At 48.2% G+C, this 20,784-nt stretch carries 18 protein-coding genes and 1 tRNA gene; 5 read left to right on the top strand and 14 right to left on the bottom strand.

Features of this window, described 5'->3' with window-relative positions:
* Positions 1–76 precede the first annotated feature (76 nt).
* Positions 77–1,771, top strand: coding sequence for an ABC transporter ATP-binding protein/permease (locus tag MGMO_RS12590; RefSeq protein ID WP_023495441.1), 1,695 nt, complete (start codon positions 77–79; stop codon positions 1,769–1,771).
* A 38-nt stretch (positions 1,772–1,809) separates the two neighbouring features.
* Positions 1,810–2,937 (top strand): glycoside hydrolase family 5 protein, encoded by a 1,128-nt coding sequence (locus MGMO_RS12585; RefSeq protein ID WP_023495440.1) that lies wholly within the window; start codon positions 1,810–1,812, stop codon positions 2,935–2,937.
* A gap of 203 nt (positions 2,938–3,140) precedes the next feature.
* Here MGMO_RS12585 and MGMO_RS12580 read toward each other — a convergent pair whose 3' ends face one another.
* The 8 genes from MGMO_RS12580 to queA form a co-directional block, all read right to left on the bottom strand.
* On the bottom strand, positions 3,141–3,758 hold the full coding sequence (locus tag MGMO_RS12580; protein WP_023495439.1) for a hypothetical protein: 618 nt from the start codon (positions 3,756–3,758) through the stop codon (positions 3,141–3,143).
* A gap of 215 nt (positions 3,759–3,973) precedes the next feature.
* Entirely contained in the window at positions 3,974–5,182 is a 1,209-nt protein-coding gene (locus MGMO_RS12575) for a S8 family peptidase (protein ID WP_023495438.1), read from the bottom strand.
* Positions 5,183–5,209: 27 nt separating this feature from the next.
* Positions 5,210–5,902, bottom strand: a complete 693-nt coding sequence (locus tag MGMO_RS12570; protein ID WP_023495437.1) for an anti-sigma factor family protein — start codon at positions 5,900–5,902, stop codon at positions 5,210–5,212.
* Entirely contained in the window at positions 5,899–6,537 is a 639-nt protein-coding gene (locus MGMO_RS12565; RefSeq protein WP_023495436.1) for an RNA polymerase sigma factor, read from the bottom strand. Before MGMO_RS12565 ends, MGMO_RS12570 begins: the two co-directional genes overlap by 4 nt.
* Before the next feature lie 296 nt (positions 6,538–6,833).
* A complete protein-coding gene (gene mfd, locus MGMO_RS12560; RefSeq protein ID WP_235557283.1) occupies positions 6,834–10,235 on the bottom strand; it encodes a transcription-repair coupling factor in 3,402 nt (1,133 codons plus the stop codon).
* Positions 10,236–10,636: 401 nt separating this feature from the next.
* Positions 10,637–11,122, bottom strand: coding sequence for a YchJ family protein (locus MGMO_RS12555; protein ID WP_023495434.1), 486 nt, complete (start codon positions 11,120–11,122; stop codon positions 10,637–10,639).
* 121 nt (positions 11,123–11,243) lie between these two features.
* The gene (locus tag MGMO_RS12550; RefSeq protein WP_023495433.1) at positions 11,244–11,900 is read right to left on the bottom strand and encodes a pyridoxamine 5'-phosphate oxidase family protein; all 657 of its coding nucleotides are present in this window, start codon (positions 11,898–11,900) and stop codon (positions 11,244–11,246) included.
* Between the two features lie 155 nt (positions 11,901–12,055).
* Positions 12,056–13,078: a tRNA preQ1(34) S-adenosylmethionine ribosyltransferase-isomerase QueA gene (queA, locus tag MGMO_RS12545; RefSeq protein ID WP_023495432.1), complete on the bottom strand. Its 1,023-nt coding sequence runs from the start codon at positions 13,076–13,078 to the stop codon at positions 12,056–12,058.
* 98 nt (positions 13,079–13,176) lie between these two features.
* Here queA and MGMO_RS12540 point away from each other — a divergent pair.
* From MGMO_RS12540 to MGMO_RS19070, 3 genes are all read left to right on the top strand, one after another.
* Positions 13,177–13,263, top strand: a tRNA-Leu gene (locus tag MGMO_RS12540).
* 155 nt (positions 13,264–13,418) lie between these two features.
* On the top strand, positions 13,419–13,772 hold the full coding sequence (locus tag MGMO_RS12535; RefSeq protein ID WP_023495431.1) for a HigA family addiction module antitoxin: 354 nt from the start codon (positions 13,419–13,421) through the stop codon (positions 13,770–13,772).
* Positions 13,773–14,073: 301 nt separating this feature from the next.
* The gene (locus MGMO_RS19070; protein WP_235557282.1) at positions 14,074–14,307 is read left to right on the top strand and encodes a hypothetical protein; all 234 of its coding nucleotides are present in this window, start codon (positions 14,074–14,076) and stop codon (positions 14,305–14,307) included.
* 38 nt (positions 14,308–14,345) lie between these two features.
* Here MGMO_RS19070 and MGMO_RS12525 read toward each other — a convergent pair whose 3' ends face one another.
* The 6 genes from MGMO_RS12525 to MGMO_RS12500 all read right to left on the bottom strand — a co-directional run bounded on the left by MGMO_RS12525 (position 14,346) and on the right by MGMO_RS12500 (position 20,530).
* On the bottom strand, positions 14,346–14,852 hold the full coding sequence (locus tag MGMO_RS12525; protein ID WP_023495429.1) for a TPM domain-containing protein: 507 nt from the start codon (positions 14,850–14,852) through the stop codon (positions 14,346–14,348).
* A complete protein-coding gene (locus MGMO_RS20885; protein WP_082458365.1) occupies positions 14,846–15,652 on the bottom strand; it encodes a TPM domain-containing protein in 807 nt (268 codons plus the stop codon). The genes MGMO_RS12525 and MGMO_RS20885 overlap by 7 nt, the downstream gene beginning before the upstream one ends.
* Before the next feature lie 105 nt (positions 15,653–15,757).
* Positions 15,758–16,423 carry a LemA family protein gene (locus MGMO_RS12515; RefSeq protein WP_023495427.1) on the bottom strand — a complete coding sequence of 222 codons (666 nt, stop codon included), beginning with the start codon at positions 16,421–16,423 and terminating at the stop codon, positions 15,758–15,760.
* 253 nt (positions 16,424–16,676) lie between these two features.
* On the bottom strand, positions 16,677–17,624 hold the full coding sequence (gene miaA / locus MGMO_RS12510; RefSeq protein ID WP_023495426.1) for a tRNA (adenosine(37)-N6)-dimethylallyltransferase MiaA: 948 nt from the start codon (positions 17,622–17,624) through the stop codon (positions 16,677–16,679).
* Positions 17,625–17,841: 217 nt separating this feature from the next.
* Complete coding sequence (locus tag MGMO_RS12505; RefSeq protein ID WP_023495425.1) at positions 17,842–19,548, bottom strand: glycoside hydrolase family 17 protein; 1,707 nt, start codon at positions 19,546–19,548, stop codon at positions 17,842–17,844.
* A gap of 70 nt (positions 19,549–19,618) precedes the next feature.
* Positions 19,619–20,530, bottom strand: a complete 912-nt coding sequence (locus tag MGMO_RS12500; protein ID WP_023495424.1) for a quinoprotein relay system zinc metallohydrolase 2 — start codon at positions 20,528–20,530, stop codon at positions 19,619–19,621.
* Positions 20,531–20,784 lie beyond the last annotated feature (254 nt).

Here is a 20,784-nt window from a genome sequence, read left to right as displayed (position 1 = left end):
TTACAACAAAAATTGACTGCGACAATTATAAGTTGTTGTAATGTCAAGCTGCATTATTTGAGGGGGAGCTTAACCGATGCGAATTCAAGACGGGTTTTTGTTTCAATTTTATAAATTGGCCGGACCATTTTGGAGTTCAAAAAATCAATTTGAAATCCGTAAAGACACTGGGTTATTCGTCATCCTTACTGCGTTGCAAATCTATATTGCCGTCATTATTACCGAATGGAATGCAGACCTGTTTGATGCCCTTGAACAACATTCTATGTCTGGCATCATTGCCCAAATAGGCATGCTAGTCCTGATTTTCGTCGGCAGTATTGCAATAACGACATGGCACCTTATCGTTAAAAGACGGCTCCTGATCGGTTGGCGGATATGGCTGACGGAAAAGGTCATTTCCAAGTGGATGCATAAAGGTCGGCATTACCAAATCACTTTCATGGCGAAAAACAACCATGACAACCCTGACGTCCGTATCGCGGAAGACATTCGAATCGCGACCGAAGAGGCGATAGGACTCGGACATTCTTTGTTTTACAGCCTGTTACTGCTCGGCAGTTTCACTAAAATCCTCTGGACTTTATCGGGTACGATTGTGTTGAATCTAGGGCTTTTTTCGCTGCCCATCGCGGGTTATTTGGTCTGGATTTCAATTATCTATTCAATATGCGCATCAATCTTAGGTTGGTGGACGGGTAAACCGCTGACTGAGGCTACGAATGCCCGACAAAGCGAAGAGGCCAATTACCGCTACGGCCTGATAAAAGCACAAGAACATTCCCAATCAATTGCCTTAATTCATGGTGAAGACAATGAACAAAAGCAGTTTAGGAATTCATTTCAGCCGATTATCGACACTTATCAGCTACAAACGGATGCCTGGAAACAGATCCAAATATTTACCTCGGGTTATTCCATCACGTCGATGGGGCTACCCCTTTTAGTTGCAGCGCCCCGTTATATTGTAGGGGCAATTAGCTTGGGCACCTTGATGCAATCGGTCCAGGCATTTCAGCAAATGGTTTCGGCACTTTCCTGGCCCGTCAATAACATGCCTGGAATTGCAAGTTGGCGCGCCTCGGTTGAACGGGTTTTGGGCTTGGTCAAAGCACTTGACGAGTTGGAAAACGATATTTCCTGCCTCAATTCCCATCAAATTTGCGTAGGGAATGGGGAAAAGTCCGTCATAAAGTTTGATAATGTCAGTATAGCCAATTTGGAAGGTCAAACCATTTCTTTGGTTATCGACAATGAGATAAAAGCGGGTGAGCATGTACTGATTTCGGGTAAATCCAGTACTGGCGCAATGCTGTTCCAAGCCATAGCGGGATTGTGGCCTTGGGGGACAGGCCATATCCAACTCCCCGAAAATGAACGCCTATTTTTCATGTCGCCTCGACCTTACTTGCCAACCGGGTCGCTTTATTCAGCCATTTGTTATCCCAAACCAACCACCGCATTCAAGCGACCTGACCTGGAGAAATTGCTAAGACGGCTAGGCCTTAAAGAGTTGATTAACCAACTCGACCGGGTTGAGTCTTGGGATAAACTCCTCTCCCGGGAACAACAGCAACGGTTAGGGCTAGTTCGCGTGTTGCTGTACCAGCCGAAATGGATTTTTATCCAGGAAGCCTTGGATTCACTTACACCAGATGGTGAAAAACAAATGCTGGAATTGTTAAGTGCAGAATTGCCAAATGCAGCTATCCTTAGCATTACCAATCAGCCGTCTGCTGAGGCGTTCCACCAACGGAAACTAAAAATATAGCCTAATCAGTACCCAGGATTTAACCATAGGAAAAAACCATGAACCCGTCAATCGCAAAAAACAAAGGCAAAAAACTACGCGGTGTCAATCTTGGCGGTTGGCTGGTACTCGAGAAATGGATGACCCCCAGCGTGTTTGAAGGCCTGAACGCGACTGACGAAACCACGTATTGTGTGGAATTGGGCGGTGCGGCAGAAACAAGGCTTAAACACCACTGGCAAACCTTTATCACCCGCGACGATTTCGCTTGGCTGGCGAATGTCGGCATCAATGCCGTGCGGATTCCGGTAGGGCATTGGATTTTTGGCGCCAACTATCCGTATCATAGGACGTACGGCGATTATCAATATCCGTTTGTACAAGGGGGAATCGACATCCTCGACCAAGCTTTCCAGTGGGCAGAGGACTTCAACTTGGCGATTATCCTGGATTTACATGCCGCGCCGGGTTGCCAAAATGGCTTCGATAATGGTGGCATCAAAGATGTGTGCGAATGGCACACGGATGAAAGTTATATCCAACATTCCTTGTGGGTGCTGGAAAAGCTGGCGGAGCGTTATCATGGACAAACCGCTTTGCATGGCATTGAAGTCCTGAATGAGCCGCGCTGGGATGTGGATACCCAGCTACTGAAACGATACACCACCGAAGGCTATCACCGCATCCGTAAATATTGCAAGCCAGAGGATGTCGCGGTGGTTTTCCATGATGGCTTTCGCTCTTACAAAGAATACCTGGGTTTTATGAAAGAGGCCGAATTCGACAACGTGGTGTTTGATATTCACCGCTACCAATGTTTCGCCCGGGAAGATATTGACCTCGACATCCACGGCCATATCAGAAAATCTGCCGTCGATTTAAGGGAAGAAGCAGACAATATCGCCTTGGAACTGGGCCATTGGACTTATGTCGGCGAATGGAGCTTGGGGCTGGACTTAAAAGTAGTCTCGTTATGGGCGCCCGGCCCTTACAACCACGCCCTGGAAAAGCTGGACAGTTTTCAAGTGAACGTCGCACTACGCGCCTACGCTGCCGCCCAATTGATTTCCTATGAAAAATACCTCGGCTGGTTTTTCTGGAGCTACAAGACGGAAACCACCCCAGCCTGGTGCTTCCGTGCTTGTGTGGAAAATGGCTGGTTTCCTGCGCGGTTTGATTTTGACTAACCCCCTGCAACTTACTGTCGGGACTGCACTTATCGAGCTTGGAATTCGGAAGGGATTATGACGGGCGTTTTCACGTTTCTGAAAATAACGGCTAAGAAAGCCATATTATTCACGCCAAACAGTGGCGGCTTCACTGTCCAACTTGTTTACTGACCAAGCTGACACTCTATGAAACCACCACTTTAACAACCAAGATCTTTCGATTAAGGTTTGAGCTGCAACAAAGGCCCTTGTTCATCCGCATAGGTGCTGGTATTCAATATTTGAATGCCTGCCGTATGCTCCCCATTGAACGGTGTAGTTATACCAGGGCAACCCGCCTTGACTGCATCTTCTGGCGAATTGAACCAGATACCCACATGATAGGTGTGAACCGGGGCAGTAGCTGGATTTTCCAATGCGTCAGTAAACTGACCACTATGCACATGCGGTGCAGGGGCAACGCCCGGAGCGACAATAAATGTTTCTTCATTGAAACGCCCGATAAATCGCGCATAGCCTTTGCCACGACTATTGGTTTGAATATCGCCTTGATACCAGGACATGCCGAATGGAAAATTAGGTACTTGAATAATAAACGCATCAAACTCGGTATTCTTTGGCAAGCCTTCTACTTTGACATCCATGACTTCTACATTGCCTAGTGTAGTGACCCTCACTTTGCCTTGCGCTGTTGGCGCACACGTTGCCGCTAAAACACCAGGGCGAACGAGTGGGAAAATGATTTTATCTGCCGCACTGGCCGCTTGTGAATAGAGAAACATGGCGTTGACCAAAGCCAATGTTGCGATAGCTTTAACTGAAGCCGTTTGATTTTTCATGATGGAATCTCCGATAGTAAATAATTAGTTTTAAGTTCAGGGAGTTTTTGTCCCTCCCTGACTCATGATTCCGGTCATGTATCGAATTTGTTCTAAGCGTTTTAAAAAATATTTTTTAACGATCTAGCCAACGCAAGTGGACGGCGCTTTTCGGACAAATTGGGGATGTAAAAAGTTGGCACAATAGCCCTGATAGGTAAGAGAACCTGAATTTCCTATTGCACCGCTTGCAAGATCGCCCAGGCATCCAACACCTGCAGAATTCCAGTCGATTGTCCCTTACCCTTACCATTTCGCAGTAGCAGCGCTTTTACCTGGGTCGGCGAAAGCGTAGGCTTTACTTCGAGCAGCAAGGCGATAACGCCGCTGACATGCGCGGCGGCCAAGGAACTGCCGGACACAAAATCATAGCCATCGTCCGGTACGGTCGTTAAAATTTCTACGCCCGGTGCGACTACAACGTCCGGGTACGCTGACAACCAAAAAGGTTGGGTGATACGGCCGTCAGGCCCAGTTGAAATGACTGGAATCACAAACGGCAGTTCTGCCGGGAAACCTGGCTTTGCCTGTTTTTCAAGGGCTGCCGCGACAACACTAATGCCGCGTTTGTGGGCGGTTTCCAACAATTTTTGCAGCAACTCATCAGGTGGGCCCGCTAGGCTCAGGTTAATAATACGGACGCCTTTGCTGATCGCCGCATCCAGGGCTTTTGCCAAGGACCAACTGCTGCATTGCGCTTTGGCATTTGAAGCGCCCGGATACCAACACGCTTTGAGAATGCTAACTTCCGCATTGGGTGCCATGCCATTAATGCCCGTTCCATCGTCGGCATTGGCGAGAATTACGCCGGTGACTGCCGTACCGTGGCGGTCATGCCTAAAAGAATAATCGCTGCCATCGACAAAATTTCCGGTTTCCAGCGATTGGCCTTTTAAGTCAGGATGATCTTTCTCAGCGCCCGTGTCCACGACCGCCAAACGGATGCCTTTGCCGGTAGCAATACGCTGTGCAATATCCGCGTGGGTGAGTTTTGGGGCATAACTCATGTCGGCAAAAGCTTCGCTTTTCCCGCTTTGCAAGCCTTCGAACACTTGGTTTTCCTGCGCTAACGCGACACGGGCATCAGCCCGCAGTTGCTGAATTACCTTTTTAAGATTTTCTTGCGCTGGGACTTCGTAAACTAAGCAATCCACGCCGATGGAAGGCAACAGAAATTCACCCGATTTCAGTATGTCATTCTGCTGGGCCAATTCGTCCCGTATTGTCCCCCAATCAGCTTTGAGGTTTTCAGGTAAGGTCACCAATACTTGTCGGCTTACCATCTGCTTAGGAAGCGAGTCCATGCCTTCAAAGAAGCCAGGAGAAATCCCCGTGCAGCCTAATAACAGCAATGACGGGGCAATGCACAAAAGTAAACGACGCATTGCGATCAGCCTGTGAACAGTAGAATACTATTCTACCAATTGAACCAAACGCACTTTGGGATTTGCGCGCAGTAGGGTTAGTGATCGTGCTTTTTCAGCCGATTCGACTTCGACAGTATAGCTCCCAACTTCAGACGGCCCTTGGCGAATCTGGGCTTTGGCCTGTTTCAGCAAATCAAACAGTTCCTGTGTCGTCATGTCTTCGGAGAATACTAGCCTAATGGATGCGCCTTTTGTTGCTGCTGGCGATCCGACATCCGAAAGCGTCTCGTAGTTGCCATTCGCGTTCTGGATAGGCGAATGCGGCAATACCAGGAATAAGGCCAGCAACGCAAAAGCGAAGGTTTCAAACGCCAGTGTCCAACGCACAGGCCGAGGCGTTTGGGAATACCAAGTACCCATGCGCCGTAAAAATCCGGGTGCCGCTTTCGTATGATTTATCTCCCGCTTCAGGGCTTCCTCTTCCATCTGATCAACATTAGCAAGAATTGCTGCAAAATGCGCCGGCGTAGGCTTCCAGGTGTCTTGTGGAGTCGGAAGCTCCTCAACTAGGCTTTGGCACCGTAACGCCTCGCGTTGGCACAGCGCGCAAACGGCTATGTGTTGTTCCAAATCAGATTGTTCTGCCGCAGATAACGTGCCATTGACGTACCAGGGAATAAGGCCTGCCATTTCACACGGTGCAGTGCCTATCTTTTCGTTAAGTTTATTTTCAGTCATATCGTTACCTTTACCTGTTCGGGTAGCGAGAATCCTTTTCGAGCCAGCAATTCCGCCAACCGTTTTCGTGCGTGGAACAAACGAGTCTTCACCGTGTTGATTGGGCAGCCGACAATATCGGCAATTTCCTGATAAGAGTAACCTTCAGCAAAACACAAGTCGATCACGGCAAGGTGGTCGGCAGACAGCTTGGAAAACGCCCACGACATCGCATCGCCCAATTCCCAACCCATGACAACCCGCTCTGGCTGGGAATTCGGGGACATGTCGGTATTGTAAAGCTCAGGTGCGCCATCCTCATCACTGTCCGCCTCCTCTGGATAATCCTCCAGGGATTCCTCACGATAGCGTCCATTCCGCTCCAGTAGTTTCAAGCCTTTCTTGTGCGCAATGCCAAACAACCAGGTGGAGAGCCTCCCCTTTTCTGGATCGTAGCTGCCCGCCGATTGCCATACGGTCAACATTACGTCGTTTACCGCTTCATCAACCCATTCTTGATGTTTCAACATTTTCATAAGAAATCGACCAAATCCCTCAGCGTATAAGTAATAAAACGCCTCGAATGCCTTCCTATCTTTTGCGGCAATGCGCTTGAGCAGTGCCACACCCTGTGCTTCATCCACATATTTTGACAATTTGTCCCTCCGAACTTTGCTAACTCATGGACGGTTGTGAACATATTACCACTGCGTGAAACCCTTTACACATGATTCCCGTCAGGACGAAAAATGTTCAAACGAAATGTGATCTTTCCCATATTAATCCAGGCGCACAACCCAAATAGCTATCCACGAACTTCGCCGTTGTATGCCTGGAAAGGCAAACGCAGCCACTCGCTTCTGAGCGTACATTTACCAAGACCGGCAAAGCCAAACGATTATTTGAGGCCTTGATCCGTTAAGCGGGGCAGCATGCGGCAAAACCCGAATCGTCAAACGCCCATTTCAGGCGTTAATTTCCCTAATAACGCGCCGATAAATTCGAGTTTTTGTTCAGTTTCACCAAACGATTTGATAAATCTTAACTTATCTGCGCCATCGAATTTATAAACCTGCGCTTCTTTTTGGATTAAGCCGATTAACGCCTCAGCATTGATGGTTGGATTGGCATTAAAAACAACCCGACCGCCGCCGGCATTCGCGTCAATCTTCTTGACACCCAGTTTTGCAGCCTTTTGTTTCAATTCGGTGACAGCGAACAGGGTTTTGACAGCGTCCGGCAACAGGCCGAAACGGTCAATCATTTCTACTTGCAATTCGCGCAAATCCTCCGCCGTTTCCGTATTGGCGATCCGTTTATACAGCACCAAGCGGGCATGTATGTCGGGCAGGTAATCTTCGGGAATCAATGCCGCCGCCTGCAAATCGACTTCCGGGCCATTGTCCATCGGTGCGTCGAGTTCCGGTATTTTGCCTGATTTCAGCGCGTCAACAGCCCGCTCCAGCAGTTCAGTGTATAAGGTGAAACCGATTTCCTGAATTTGTCCGCTTTGTTCGTCACCCAACAGTTCGCCTGCGCCACGGATTTCCATATCGTGCGATGACAGCATGAAACCTGCACCCAAATCACCGGATTTTTCTACTGCTTCCAGGCGCTTTACGGCATCCGCAGACATCAAGGTTTTTGGCGGTACAATGAAATAAGCATAAGCCCGATGATGCGAACGACCCACCCTGCCCCGCAACTGGTGCAATTGTGCCAAACCGAGTTTATCGGCACGGTTGATGATGATGGTGTTGGCGCTGGGAACATCAATGCCACTCTCAATGATGGTGGAACACAACAACAGGTTAAAGCGCTGATGGTAAAAATCCATCATGATGCGCTCCAGGTCGCGTTCTGCCATTTGCCCATGGGCAATCGCAATACGGGATTCAGGCAATAACCTTTCCAGGTCATCCGCCATTTTCCCCATCGACTTGACGTCATTGTGCAGGAAAAACACTTGACCGCCACGCTTGATTTCACGCTGGCACGCTTCCTTAATTTGCGCGTCCACCCACTCGCTGATGAAGGTTTTGATGGCGTGGCGGTTGGGTGGCGGACTGGCGATAATCGAAATATCCCGCAAACCCGATAAGGCCATGTTGAGGGTCCGTGGTATCGGCGTGGCGGTCAATGTCAGCATGTCCAGGGTATGCCGCAGTTTTTTGAAATGCTCTTTCTGGGTAACACCGAACCGGTGTTCTTCGTCGATAATTACCAAACCGAGCGCTTTGTAACGCAGGTCTTTGGACAGCAGCTTATGGGTGCCGATGACAATATCGACCTTACCTTGCCCCAAATCCTCCGTAATCTCTTTTTGCTGCTTGGCAGAGACAAAGCGCGACATCACTTCGATGCGCACGGGCCAGTCGGCAAAGCGGTCACGGAAATTCTGGTAATGTTGCTGCGCCAATAAGGTGGTCGGCACTAACACCGCAACCTGCTTGCCGCTTTGCACTGCAATAAAAGCGGCGCGCATCGCAACCTCGGTTTTACCGAAGCCAACATCGCCGCACACAACCCTATCCATCGGCTGGAAGCTCGCCATATCTTCCAATATCGCTTCAATAGCAGTTTGCTGGTCTGGCGTTTCCTCAAACGGGAAGGCATCGGCAAATGCCAGATAGTCGCCGTCTTGTACCAAAAAGGCATGGCCTTTTTGCACAGCGCGTTTTGCCTGGATTTCCAGCAACTCGGCAGCAACGTCGCGGATTCGGGCAATGGCTTTTTTCTTGGCTTTACTCCACTGATCGCCACCCAATTTATGAAGCGGTGCATTTTCAGGACTTACACCGGCGTACCGCCCGATCACATGCAAGGAGGAAACCGGCACATACAGCTTATCGCCGTTGGCATATTCCAAGGCCAGGAATTCGGCGGGAATACCGCCCACCTTTAAGGTATGCAATCCTAAGTAACGCCCGACACCATGTTCCTGATGAACAACGGGGGAACCTATCGTCAATTCATTCAAGTTGTTGACAATATTTTCCAGTTCATGCACCGCCGACCGCCGCCGTCTGCGCCGCTGCTGGATTTTTTCGCCGGACAACAGGCTTTCGGTGATGATGGCAAGCGGTGGATTGGCTAGCCATACGCCATGATCCATGGGCGCAACCGTGATCGCAGGCGAAATGTCTCCGGCTAAAAATGTCCGCCAATTATCCACGGATTTTACAGAAATTTTATGTTGCCTTAATTTGTCGATCAAGGCTTCCCGACGCCCAGCCGACTCGGCGACGAACAGGATTGGGCTTGGATGATCTTTTATAAATTGTTGTAAGCGCTGCGCCGGTTCGGTCAACTTGGCGTCAATGGTCAAGTCAGGCAGGGGACGGCAGTTAAAGCCCTTGTCATCCGCCTTAACCGAATTATCGAAGGCGATACGGGCAAAGGCGGCGACCATTTGCAAGAGTTCATCGGCAGACAAGAACAATAACGTCGGCGGAAGCAAAGGCCGATCCACATCGTATTTTCGTTGCTGATAACGGTCTTCCGCTTCGGCATAAAACGCTTGTGCCGTTGTATCGAAACCGTCTGACGTAACCAACACAGACGACGCGGGGAGGTAATCAAATAAAGTTGCAGTTTGCCCCACGAATAGCGGCAAGTAATATTCGATCCCGCTGGGTGTAATACCCTTGCTGACATCGACATACAACACGTTTTTGGGTGACGTTTCCGGGAATTGTTCCCTGAAGGCTTGTCGAAAATGCTTGATGGATTCATCTGTAAACGGAAATTCCCGCGCAGGAAACAACTGGATCTCGTCGCATAGCTCCAATGACCGCTGGCTTTCAGGATCAAAAGTACGTATGGACTCAATATCTTCATCGAACAATTCAATGCGATAAGGCACTTTACTGCCCATCGGGAATAAATCGACAATCGATCCCCTGACCGCAAATTCGCCGTGTTGATACACTTGTGAAACGCACTGGTAACCGACGCTTTCCAGCTTGGCCCGGTTGAGTTCCAAGTTGAAGTCATCGCCGACTTTGACGGCGAAACTGTTGGCTAAGACATGCTCCCTCGGCGCTAAACGGTGCATTAAGGTGGTCACCGAAACCACTAACGCACCCCGTTTTACCTGTGGCAATAAAGCCAGGGTTTTCAGGCGTTCCGAGATAATCTCAGGTAACGGTGAAAACACGTCGTAAGGCAACGTTTCCCAATCGGGGAAATGAAGTATCGGAAGCTCATCCCCTAAGAAGAACGCCAATTCGTGTTCCAAACGCAATGCCGTTTGGTTATCTGGCGTAACCACGACAAACAGGCGATTTTCATTTTGGATGGCGGTCGCCAACGCCAGGGAATCGCCACAACCTATTAAGCCTGACCAAGTCATTATATGGTTAGGGGCCTTGGGTATTTCGGGGGGTAATATTTTTGTACTGACCATTAAGTAGTCGCTGTATAGGTGATATGAATGTTGTTAATTGCTGAACCCAACCCTTACGTCATGTAAGGTCTTGGATTTTTTTAATAAATAATGACGTGTTACCGATTTAAATAAATTTGTGTCGTTTGATAGTCAACCTTCGTGCGGTAGGATTGCCTAAACCCAGAACACAACAGGTATGTGATGCGTTTTCTATCCATGGCTTCTGGGAAGCCAAGTGGAAATTACACGGCTTTTTTTGCTGGGCGTTAGCCCGTGATGATACGCAATATGGGGCACCGAATCCACGGAATACCGGATACCGTTGCACTTCATGCAGACGGCCTAATTAAAAATGAAATCGCCAGTCATCCCGCCCCACAGCACCGCTTAAACTTCTTACCGCTTCCACAAGGACAGGGGGCGTTCTTGCCTTGATTTAATTGCGGGATGATTTTGCCGACTTTCTTGACGACTCCATCCACATAAAACCAACGGTCATCCTTTTTAATAAAACGACTGACTTCGTGCAACATGTAGTCTTCGCCCTTGTTCAGGTAGAATGCCTTGAATTCCACAATGCCCTTATTGTCGCTTATACCGCCTTTCTTAGTGTCGATAATTTCCAGTTTTTGCCAAACGAGGTTTTCGTCCGAAAGGCTTTGTTTTTCTAGGCGCGATGCCGCATCCCATGTCGCCAGGATGTAGCCTGTATTATCCTTGGCATAAGCCGTAAAACGCGAACGCATCAATGCTTCGGCGGTCGCTGGTAACTTATCGCCGGAATGGAACAGGCCGCAACATTGACCATAATCAATGCCCGAGCCGCAAGGACAAAATGGGGGGGTATCCAAAGTAGAACCTCATTGTAAGCCAAACAGTTGGGCTTATTTTACCGCGATATGCCCATCCACACTAAAAGCCAAAAAATTTTAGTGCCTGTCCAACATTTTCCTAACACCACAATAAGGCTTGTCAAGCTTCGCCTTTCAACAACATTTCACCGTATTCTTCTGGCGTGATCGTTCCGCCAAGTGATTCTGCAATGTGTTTGTCTCTCTCAGGCAGGGCATCTTGAATGGCATCAATCCGTTTCCATTGCGCCGGCGGCGTTGCGCATTCGGTTTGCGGAACATATTTTGATACGGCTACCCGTTGATATTTGTGGATATAACGTGGGCAGTTGATAAAGACTTCGGTCACAGTAACCCTAACCACCAACTGGGCACCATGGAACTCGGCAATCAACGGGTCGTTTCGGTCAATGCTGGCAGAGCCGTGTACACGGATGCGGTGCGGGGTCTCGAAATCAATAAACAACATCCCGACTTTATTGTTTGCCGTAATATTTCCCATTGATAGGAACATGCCATTACCGTCGTAGCTTGGGAAAACGAGCGTTTTACTGTCCAGCACTTTAACGAAGCCAGGATTGCCACCTTTGTAAGAACAGGTGGGATAACCACGGTGATCTATCGTTGTAAGAAAGAATAAATCCCGCGTTTCAATGAAGCCTTTCCTGTCATCGTCTATGTCTTCGGCAACGATGATCGCATTGACACGGTCAGCCAAATTTTTTGTTTCAAACGCATCTTGCATGGCACGATGTTGCTCGCCGTATATTTCAGTCATGGTTCCCTCCTACAGGAAATAATTGTAATGCGATGGGCAAAAGCTAAAGGATCGAGTTCTTATCAGTACTGTTGTGAATCCACTTTAGTGTAAGGTTATTGCATTCCGTAAGCTTTACAAATCAAACGCCGTGGTGATGATTTATACCATGACAATCAGTCGCTCAAATACATCGCATCGCCATAGCTGAAGAACCGATAAGATTGGCCAATAGCGTGTTGGTAAGCATTCATCACGGGCTGATAACCGGCAAATGCGGCCACCAACATTAACAAGGTAGATTCCGGCAGATGGAAATTAGTCAGCATGGCATCAACGGACTTGAACCGATAACCTGGCGTAATAAACAGGTCAGTATCGCCAAATCCCGATTCAAGCCGCCCATTTTGGGATGCGGATTCCAACGCCCTGACCGCCGTTGTCCCAATAGCGACAACACGCCCGCCACGCACTTTAGCTTCCTTAACTGCCTGGACGGTTTCTTGCGGTACCCTAAAGTATTCTTTGTGCATAAGGTGTTGCGACAAATCCTCTACCCTGACGGGCTGAAATGTGCCGCTGCCAACATGCAAGGTAACGAACGCAGTCGCCACGCTTTTTGCCTTGATTTTTTCCATCATCTCCAGATCAAAGTGCAAACTGGCCGTGGGTGCGGCGACCGCGCCTAAATGCTTGGCAAAAACACTCTGGTAGCGGCTGACATCGGATTCATCATCAGCGCGAGTAATATAAGGCGGTAACGGGATGTGACCGATTTGGCCTAAAATCTCCAGCAACGGGGTATCACCCGTAAATTCAACCCGAAATAAATCGCCCGCCCTGCCTTGCACTTTGCAACTGAAACCGCCATCCAACTTTATAATTGCGCCTTCCTTGGACGATTTGCTCGCCCTGACATGGGCAATGGCATGGTTATCGTCACACAACCGCTCAATCAGGATTTCGACTTTGCCGCCAGTTACTTTGGTGCCAAACAATCGGGCGGGAATCACCTTGGTATCGTTAAAAACCAGCAGATCACGTTCGTCAATTAAATCAACAAAATCGGTGAATTGCTTGTCGGCAAGCTGCCCTGTTTGCTTGTTCAAGCATAGCAAACGGCTAGCATGACGTTCTGTTAAAGGATTTTGGGCAACTAACTCCTCGGGCAATTCGTAAGCGAAATCACTTTTCTTCATGGCGGCGATGTTATCAGGTTTGCCGGAGAAACGCTTAACAAAGGGACTAAAATTGGACTGGCATTTTTATACAAGTATCCCTATAATGTCCACTCTTTGCCGGGGTGGCGGAACTGGTAGACGCGCCGGATTCAAAATCCGGTGATGGTGACATCGTGCCGGTTCGATTCCGGCCCTCGGTACCATCTGAAAGGACGAGGAATGGCAAAGACAAGCTAAAACCCGCAAGCTGTAAGGCTTGGCGGGTTTTTTATTGCTCTCTGATATAGAAAAATCGGTTTGAGAACAGCAAAGTAACGCTTACTATGTTGAAATAGTGGATTACCATTGAGGCCAGACCATGACAACCATACACACCCAAAACCTAGATCATACCGACTTGAACGACGTTATCACGGGTAACGAACTGCGTCCCGTCCATCCCGGAGAAATACTGCGTGAGGAATACTTGAGCCCGTTGGGCATGTCTGCCAATGCCCTGACAATAGCCCTTAAGATTCCTGCCCTGCGTATCAATGACATTGTTCGGGAAAAGCGGGGCATCGCGCCCGACACCGCCTTGCGGCTTGCCCGTTATTTCGGCACTAGCCCTGAGTTCTGGTTGAACCTGCAAACCGATTATGACTTGCGCGTGACCAAACAGAAAGCCATCACGGATATTGAGCGGGAAGTATTGCCGCGTGAGGTGGCTTGAAACGAACACCATACTTACGAACGAACAGAACATTGTTCGATTCTGTTCGCTGTTCGGTCAAACCTCAGTGAGCAGGAATAATAGCGTAAAGAAAAATATTCGCATTCGATTTCCAGGATTAGGCAATATCTATTTTATTGACGGCTCGGTACAATTCCTCATATGTCAACCTTGCCGCTCCCGAAATGAATAGGTACAGGAGATACATAAAATGCCACATGATTTATTTCTAACCCCTAGCTTTTCTGTTAATCTTCATATTGGTTTTCTATATAAGACAAATAATAAGTGGATTAATCTCATGCTAAAAAACATTAAAAATTCACCCCAACTGGGGCAACTTAAAACGCTTTATCCAAATACCAATGTCATTGTCATCATATTTGCCATTATCATGTTATGGCGAGGATTTTGGGGGCTGTTGGATACCTATCTCTTTCCCGGCTCTCCAACCTTCAGCTACTTAACCTGTATAGCCTTGGGGGCTATCATCCTTTATCTGGACGATTTCAAGATTGATAATTTGAAACGCTAAACCGTACACCTTACACGGAGAAGTTTAATAGGTCGCCATCATAGCTTGATGATAACAGGCTTGTTCGGCAATTCGTTGATATTGTCCGAATTAGGCGGGAAGTGGGTAGCCAATAAAACGGTTATGGCTTCGATACCTTTGATGGAGCCTTCCCGAAATTTGCCCTGTTTGAATTCGTTTTGTATGATTTGCGCGATTGCGTCCCATTCGGATTGTGCTACGTGCTTGCTAATGCCCCGGTCGGCAAGGATATGGACTTCATGGTCGGCTAACTGGACATAAATCAACACGCCGCTGTTTTCTTCGGTATCCCAGACCCTGAGATTGGAAAAGACTTGCGTGGCACGGAAACGGGCGGACATGCCATGCCATACCCAACCTGGGGCAAGGGAATTTTCAATGGCAAAGCGCAGTTCGCCGCTATGTTGGGATTCCGATTGTTTGATGGCGTTTTCAATGTCCGTCAATATGACCGCAGGAAAGGACAAGCGCCAGCACCACGGCGGCATGAAAGCATGTTTAAGCCAGCGCGATAACTTTACCATGACCCGGACGAACCTCCGCCGCCAAAACCACCGCCACCGCCGCTCCAGGAACCGCCGCTACTGCCTCCACCGCGATAATAGCCGCCGTATCCTCCCCCGTTTGACCAGCCACCGCCCCCTCCTGTGGAATGGGCGCTGGTTAAAAAGAAGATGACAATGCCCATTATAATGGCGCCTATCCCAAAACCCAGGAGTAAATAAGCCATCGCGCCGCTTACAATGCCGGCAATTAACCCGCCCGTTGTTCGACCGAACAGGGACGAAAGCACCGAACCCGCAAACAAACCACCCAACAGGAGAAGGATAAACCCGCCTTCGTCTTGTTGTGCAGAGTCTTGCTGTGCGGCTTTGGGGGCCGGTAACTGTTCGCCACCAATCAGACCTATAATTTGATCGACTCCAGCATTAACCCCACCGACAAAATCCCCGTTTTTGAAATACGGCGTGATAGTTTCTGCAATGATTCGTTTGGCTATCGCATCGGGGATCACGCCTTCTAGGCCGTATCCGACTTCCAGCCTGAGTTTGCGGTCGTTTTTAGCAACAATCAAGATCATGCCGTCATCCACACCTTTCCGACCTATGTGCCATAAATCCGCAACTTTAATCCCGAATTCGGCAATGTCTTCGGGCTGTGTGGTCGGTACAATCAAAACGGCAATCTGGCTGCCTTTTTTGGCTTCAAAGGCTGCCAGTTTATTTTCCAATGCTTGGCTTTGTTCCGCATTTAATGTGCCAGTCAAGTCTGTTACCCGTCTTTCTAACTTGGGTACTTCGACAAAGGTAGACGTTTCGGACATGGCTAAGTGGCAGAATAATACTAGCCAACAGCCCAGCCAAAAACGGGTAACCGTTATCCGGTAACTCCTATTTAAATGCTTCACGTACAACGTAAGCCTGAATAATTATTGTTTTGCGGGTTCAGGCGCTACTGGTGCTGGCAACGTCATCGGCTGCTGGGGCGCAGGTGCACCAAAATCGACTTTGGGCGGAATGGCTATAGCCTGTTCATTTTCAACCGTAAAGCTGGGCTTGGTCTTGTAACCAAAAATCATCGCTGTCAGGTTGGTCGGGAAAGAACGCACGGTGACGTTATAGTCTTTGACTGTGCCGATATAACGGTTGCGGGCGACGGTAATGCGGTTTTCCGTCCCTTCCAATTGCGCTTGCAGGTCACGGAACATACCATCGGCTTTCAGTTGCGGGTAATTTTCTGCGACGACCATCAATTTTGACAGCGCACTGCTCATCTGCCCTTGGGCGGCGATAAATTTTTTGAAGGCTTCTTCGTCATTAATCAATTCGGGGGTTGCATTGATCGAACCCACCCGCGAACGCGCATCGGTGACCTGGGTCAACACGTCTTTTTCATGCGCGGCATAGCCTTTGACGACATTCACCAGATTGGGCACTAAATCGGCACGACGTTGGTATTGGTTTAATACTTCTGCCCATGCGGCCTTGATTTCTTCATCAGAAGACTGGAACGTGTTGTAACCGCAGCCGGAAAATTGCGTCACAAAAAGAAGCAATAGTAGAAATTTTAATAAGCGCATGAGTTGGATAGGCATTTTATTCCCCTAGCGTTAAAGAAAATTGGACAACTAATGAGCGGCAAAACCGATGGTAGTCGGATTTATGGGATTAACTTACAACATTCTGCGGAATCTTAACAGGTTTTTCACAAAAGAGGGTTGACAGTGGACTTGCTGTGGTTCGGACAGGACCACAAATGGAATCAACCCGTGTGAATTCGTCAAGAGTCCTTCTCCAAATCCAGGAAAACCTTGTGTAAAGGCTTCTCAGGGACACCTAAACCATCTTTCAAGCTCCATTAAGCCATTTACTTATCCCAAACAATGCAGAATCCCCCAGATCAGGCTTGTGAGTATCAAAGTGCAACGCGTCCGTTTCCTTCCGCAGCCAGGTAAATTGCCGCTTGGCCAATTGCCGGGTGGCTGCAATACCTTTTTCAATCATTGTGGCTTTATCGTATTCACCGTGCAGATAAGCCCACACTTGCCGATAGCCGACTGCCCTTATGGACGGCATCCGTTCGTTTAGGTCGCCACGCTTAACCAGCGCTTCAACTTCTTCAATAAAGCCCTGATCCAGCATTTGATTGAATCGTGCAGCGATGATGTCATGTAAGGTGTTCCGCTCTTTTGGGGCGACAATCAATTTGATTGTTCGATAAGGGATAGCCCATTGCCGTGCTTCTGAAAAATAAGCCGACAACGGCTTTCCTGTGATTTCATAAACTTCCAATGCCCGTTGGATACGTTGTGGGTCGTTAGGATGGATTCTAGCCGCAGATTCTGGGTCGATGTTTGCCAACCGTTGGTGCAAGGCTTCTTTCCCCAGGCTTATCAACTCGCCATCTAATTTTGCCCTGATAGCGGCATCGGCTTCCGGCAGTTCGGCAAGCCCGTTGTTTAAGGCATTGAAATACAACATCGTACCGCCGACAAGAATGGGCAATCGCCCGCGCCGACAGACTTCTTCCATCAATGACAAGGCCTTATCCTTAAATTGCCCAGTAGAAAAAGATTCCGCCGGATCGAGGATGTCAATTAAATGGTGGGCAACACCCGCCCTTTCCTCGAGCGCGGGTTTTGCGGTGCCAATGTCCATGCCACGGTAAACCAGGACGGAGTCTACGCTGATGATTTCGCCATTCAACGCTTGCGCCAACTGCACGGCTAATTTCGATTTTCCTGAAGCCGTCGGGCCCATTAGGAAAATAGCAGGTGGAACGACGGTTTTTTGCATTACTTATTCTGAAAAATGTGCTATTTAATGCCGCCGACTTGTTAACTTAGCGCCCTGTAAGGAAATGCAGGAGCAAACAGAAATCTGGCCGTCATTTCAATGCATACAGGCCGTCCCATTTTAGGCGGTTCAAGCGATCCTGAAAGAGAATGCTAAGAAAATCATGACGGCGCTAGGCGGAGCGTCCTTGAAACCGGGGCAAAATCACTCAACCCTATCATTTATCAGCGGTTGAAACATTGAGTTTATCCGATTTCACCAAAAGCGTGAGCGCAATATATAACAGGCACGTTAACCATCCCAGTAATTGCAAATTGCCAAGAGTCAATGCTATTGAGCAACCGAGTCGCTGAGAAACACCAGGATAAGCCAGTATAAAATCACGTCCCATCATGAAAGCCTTTGCCTCGCCCACGATAAGTCCCACTGCATAAAACAAGGTTAACCAACCAAGCTGTTGGTTGCGTCGATTGGTTTCTGGGTTACGCCCGATTAACTGGTTAAAATCAAGGTTAGCCAGGATAAACCTGTCATGCAAACAATTTATTACGAATAACCCTAAAAGCGCAATGGTAGGTATCGCGGCAATTTCAAAAGGAAAACTGATATAACGTCCATCCACTGCCAGCAGATACGTTTTGTAAAGCATTAAAGCGATGACCATAAAATAAAAGGCATCAAGCGCAACAATTACCGTCCTATTTGTCCTTTCGCCCACCAGCAAATTGCTCGACCGATGAATGACCAATAGCGCGACGGCCAGATTCAATAACACAATAAGCACGGTCCGTAGACGTTGCCAATCGCTGTAACTGGTATACCAGGATTTATCGGCATGAAATACCAGCAAGGCAGAAAGCACTTGGATTAATACCAGAAATACCAGCAGCTTAGGCACGGCGGCATTTTGCAGTTTTTTAGCATAGCAAACGGTCATCAACACCATGATGAGCGACGTTATCAGAAAATGATCCACCCATTTTACGTTTTCGGTCACCTTCCCCGTCAATGGAAAAACCTCGTTGCGGTCAGCAGAAAAAAGCCCCCAGTTCGCACCGACCACGCCTTCCAGTTCGCTTTTCCACGGTTGGTTAAAGGATTCCACAATATTGACGTCAAAGTGGTTATCTGCGGCGACTTTCAACAATCCACGGATAAAGGCCGCTTCGTTGACTACGCTGGGAACAGCCCAGCCGCGCTGCTTGCCCTCGCTCGGCCAGCCGGATTCGCCGATCAGGATAGGCTTGCCGGGAGGAGCGATGCGTTCGGCTTCCTGTTGGACTTGCTTATAGATGCGTTCTATATGGGCAGGGGCCTTTTCGACAGGGATCGGCTCATCTTCCCAGTAAGGCAATATATGAATGGTGATGAAATCGACTTCCTTGATTAAATCAGGATACTTCATGTACATCGACCAGACATCCGCATAAGAGACCGGTTGCTTGATACGGCTTTTAACTTGGCGGATATAGTTGACCAATTCTTCTGGCTCCCTCTCCCCCCGCAACAATACTTCATTTCCCACAATCACCCGCTTGATAACGTCGGGATAAGCATTGGCCGCCTTCACCAATTCATCGATTTCCTTCTGGTTACCTGTGTCGACATAGCCTATCCAAGCGCCTTGGATCATCTTTAAGCCATATTTTCGCGCTAACGGCGGCACGACATCCATACCTTCCGTACTGGAATAGGTGCGGAAAGTGTGTGTCTTTTCAGACAATAGCTTTAAATCTTCGTCGATTTGTCCGGGATCAGGAAATATCGCCAACAACGGGCTTTGACCTTCCCGAAACGGCGCATAGGAAAGGCTGTTGAGCTTGCCGTCTAGAACATCAAGCCCTATGTCTTCAGGTAAATTTGCCAAATAACAGAATAAGCCGTTCAATAAAATAATGAATGCGGCAAATGAAATGATTCTCATGGTTCTTTTAATTTAATAATAGGTGGCTTGCTAGGGAATAATTGTTAGCCGTCATTTTATCCGTTTATGCCTAATCTTCCCATTCCAGTTCGGCATAGGCCTTGGTTACGTTTTTGCGGTGAAATTCGTCAAACAGTTTCCAGCGGTTTTTGAATGGGAGGCCAATTGTCGTTATGGCATCTTCCAAAAACACCCCTTTCTTAATCGCCGCCCTAATTTCGACCAGTAAGGCGCTAAGGTATTCTTTTTCTGGCTGCATACTTTTGGGCCAATCAGTCACTAAACGGCCATGACCTGGAATCACCGTTTTATACGACTTGGCCTCTAGTTTGTCCAACTCGGTCAACCAACCTTTAAGGCTACCATCAATGGAAGGCAAGTGTTCGATAAATAACAGGTCAGCCAACCACAAGGTATCCGTTTGCCGGTCATATATGCTCAGGTCGTTATCGGTGTGTGCTGGCGGATGGGCGGTGAGCTTAAGGATTCGTCCGCCTAAATCCAAATCAAGCTCACTGTTCACCGCCACATCGGGCGGAACAATATCCTTAGTCGTTAGCGAAATGCCCAATAATTCGGGTGCTTTTTGGACATAGTAATCGCCACGCACCGACATGGCCCGCGCCAGTTTTTCATGTCCGACAAACTGGGCGCCCGTGCTTTTAAATGCTGAATTGCCATAAATGTGGTCAGGATGGACATGGGTATTAATCACATAACAAATGGGCTTAGGTGTCGTGTTTTCTATGGCATTTTTTAACGCCTTGCCCTGTTCTGGATTGCCGCCGCTGTCAATTACCGCCACACAACGCTCACCGACTATAAAACCAATATTGGCAACAGCCCCATGGTTTTTGATATCGGAAAACTCTTGCACCCCCCAATGTACGTAAACACCCGGCGCAACCTGATTGATCGATAACACAGGCGTGGCAGAAATTGTTCGGGACAACAACATAAAAAGGACAAACAAGAATCTCATCAACAGTTCCAGGCTAAAGTGGCTTATGTGGGTAACGCCGCGAGGCGAAATGATAAGTTATTTGGGTCAATACTATCCACAAAATATTCACGTTCATGGTTGTCTGCAAGTCGGATATTGCGGATGTGAAATATTCCGCGCTTTCCGGGTATGTTATACCAATCCCAATAAGTATTAATATTATGAACATAGGGTTATAATCATAATTTAAAGTAAAGACTAAATATGGGAGGCAATGATCGCACGACCAAGAC

The sequence above is a fragment of the Methyloglobulus morosus KoM1 genome (genome assembly GCF_000496735.2).
GTDB lineage: Bacteria > Pseudomonadota > Gammaproteobacteria > Methylococcales > Methylomonadaceae > Methyloglobulus > Methyloglobulus morosus.
The sequence above is the reverse complement of the archived record's forward strand: the minus strand, read 5'-3'. Positions and strand labels throughout refer to the sequence as shown.

Excerpts from the sequence above, each read along its gene's own strand:
- MGMO_RS12590 (WP_023495441.1), top strand. The coding sequence starts at position 77 with ATGCGAATTCAAGACGGGTTTTTGTTTCAATTTTATAAATTGGCCGGA.
- MGMO_RS12585 (WP_023495440.1), top strand. The coding sequence starts at position 1,810 with ATGAACCCGTCAATCGCAAAAAACAAAGGCAAAAAACTACGCGGTGTC.
- MGMO_RS12580 (WP_023495439.1), bottom strand. The coding sequence starts at position 3,758 with ATGAAAAATCAAACGGCTTCAGTTAAAGCTATCGCAACATTGGCTTTG.
- MGMO_RS12575 (WP_023495438.1), bottom strand. The coding sequence starts at position 5,182 with ATGCGTCGTTTACTTTTGTGCATTGCCCCGTCATTGCTGTTATTAGGC.
- MGMO_RS12570 (WP_023495437.1), bottom strand. The coding sequence starts at position 5,902 with ATGACTGAAAATAAACTTAACGAAAAGATAGGCACTGCACCGTGTGAA.
- mfd (WP_235557283.1), bottom strand. The coding sequence starts at position 10,235 with ATGACTTGGTCAGGCTTAATAGGTTGTGGCGATTCCCTGGCGTTGGCG.
- MGMO_RS12550 (WP_023495433.1), bottom strand. The coding sequence starts at position 11,900 with ATGACTGAAATATACGGCGAGCAACATCGTGCCATGCAAGATGCGTTT.
- queA (WP_023495432.1), bottom strand. The coding sequence starts at position 13,078 with ATGAAGAAAAGTGATTTCGCTTACGAATTGCCCGAGGAGTTAGTTGCC.
- MGMO_RS12535 (WP_023495431.1), top strand. The coding sequence starts at position 13,419 with ATGACAACCATACACACCCAAAACCTAGATCATACCGACTTGAACGAC.
- MGMO_RS19070 (WP_235557282.1), top strand. The coding sequence starts at position 14,074 with ATGCTAAAAAACATTAAAAATTCACCCCAACTGGGGCAACTTAAAACG.
- MGMO_RS12525 (WP_023495429.1), bottom strand. The coding sequence starts at position 14,852 with ATGGTAAAGTTATCGCGCTGGCTTAAACATGCTTTCATGCCGCCGTGG.
- MGMO_RS20885 (WP_082458365.1), bottom strand. The coding sequence starts at position 15,652 with ATGTCCGAAACGTCTACCTTTGTCGAAGTACCCAAGTTAGAAAGACGG.
- MGMO_RS12515 (WP_023495427.1), bottom strand. The coding sequence starts at position 16,423 with ATGCCTATCCAACTCATGCGCTTATTAAAATTTCTACTATTGCTTCTT.
- miaA (WP_023495426.1), bottom strand. The coding sequence starts at position 17,624 with ATGCAAAAAACCGTCGTTCCACCTGCTATTTTCCTAATGGGCCCGACG.
- MGMO_RS12505 (WP_023495425.1), bottom strand. The coding sequence starts at position 19,548 with ATGAGAATCATTTCATTTGCCGCATTCATTATTTTATTGAACGGCTTA.
- MGMO_RS12500 (WP_023495424.1), bottom strand. The coding sequence starts at position 20,530 with ATGAGATTCTTGTTTGTCCTTTTTATGTTGTTGTCCCGAACAATTTCT.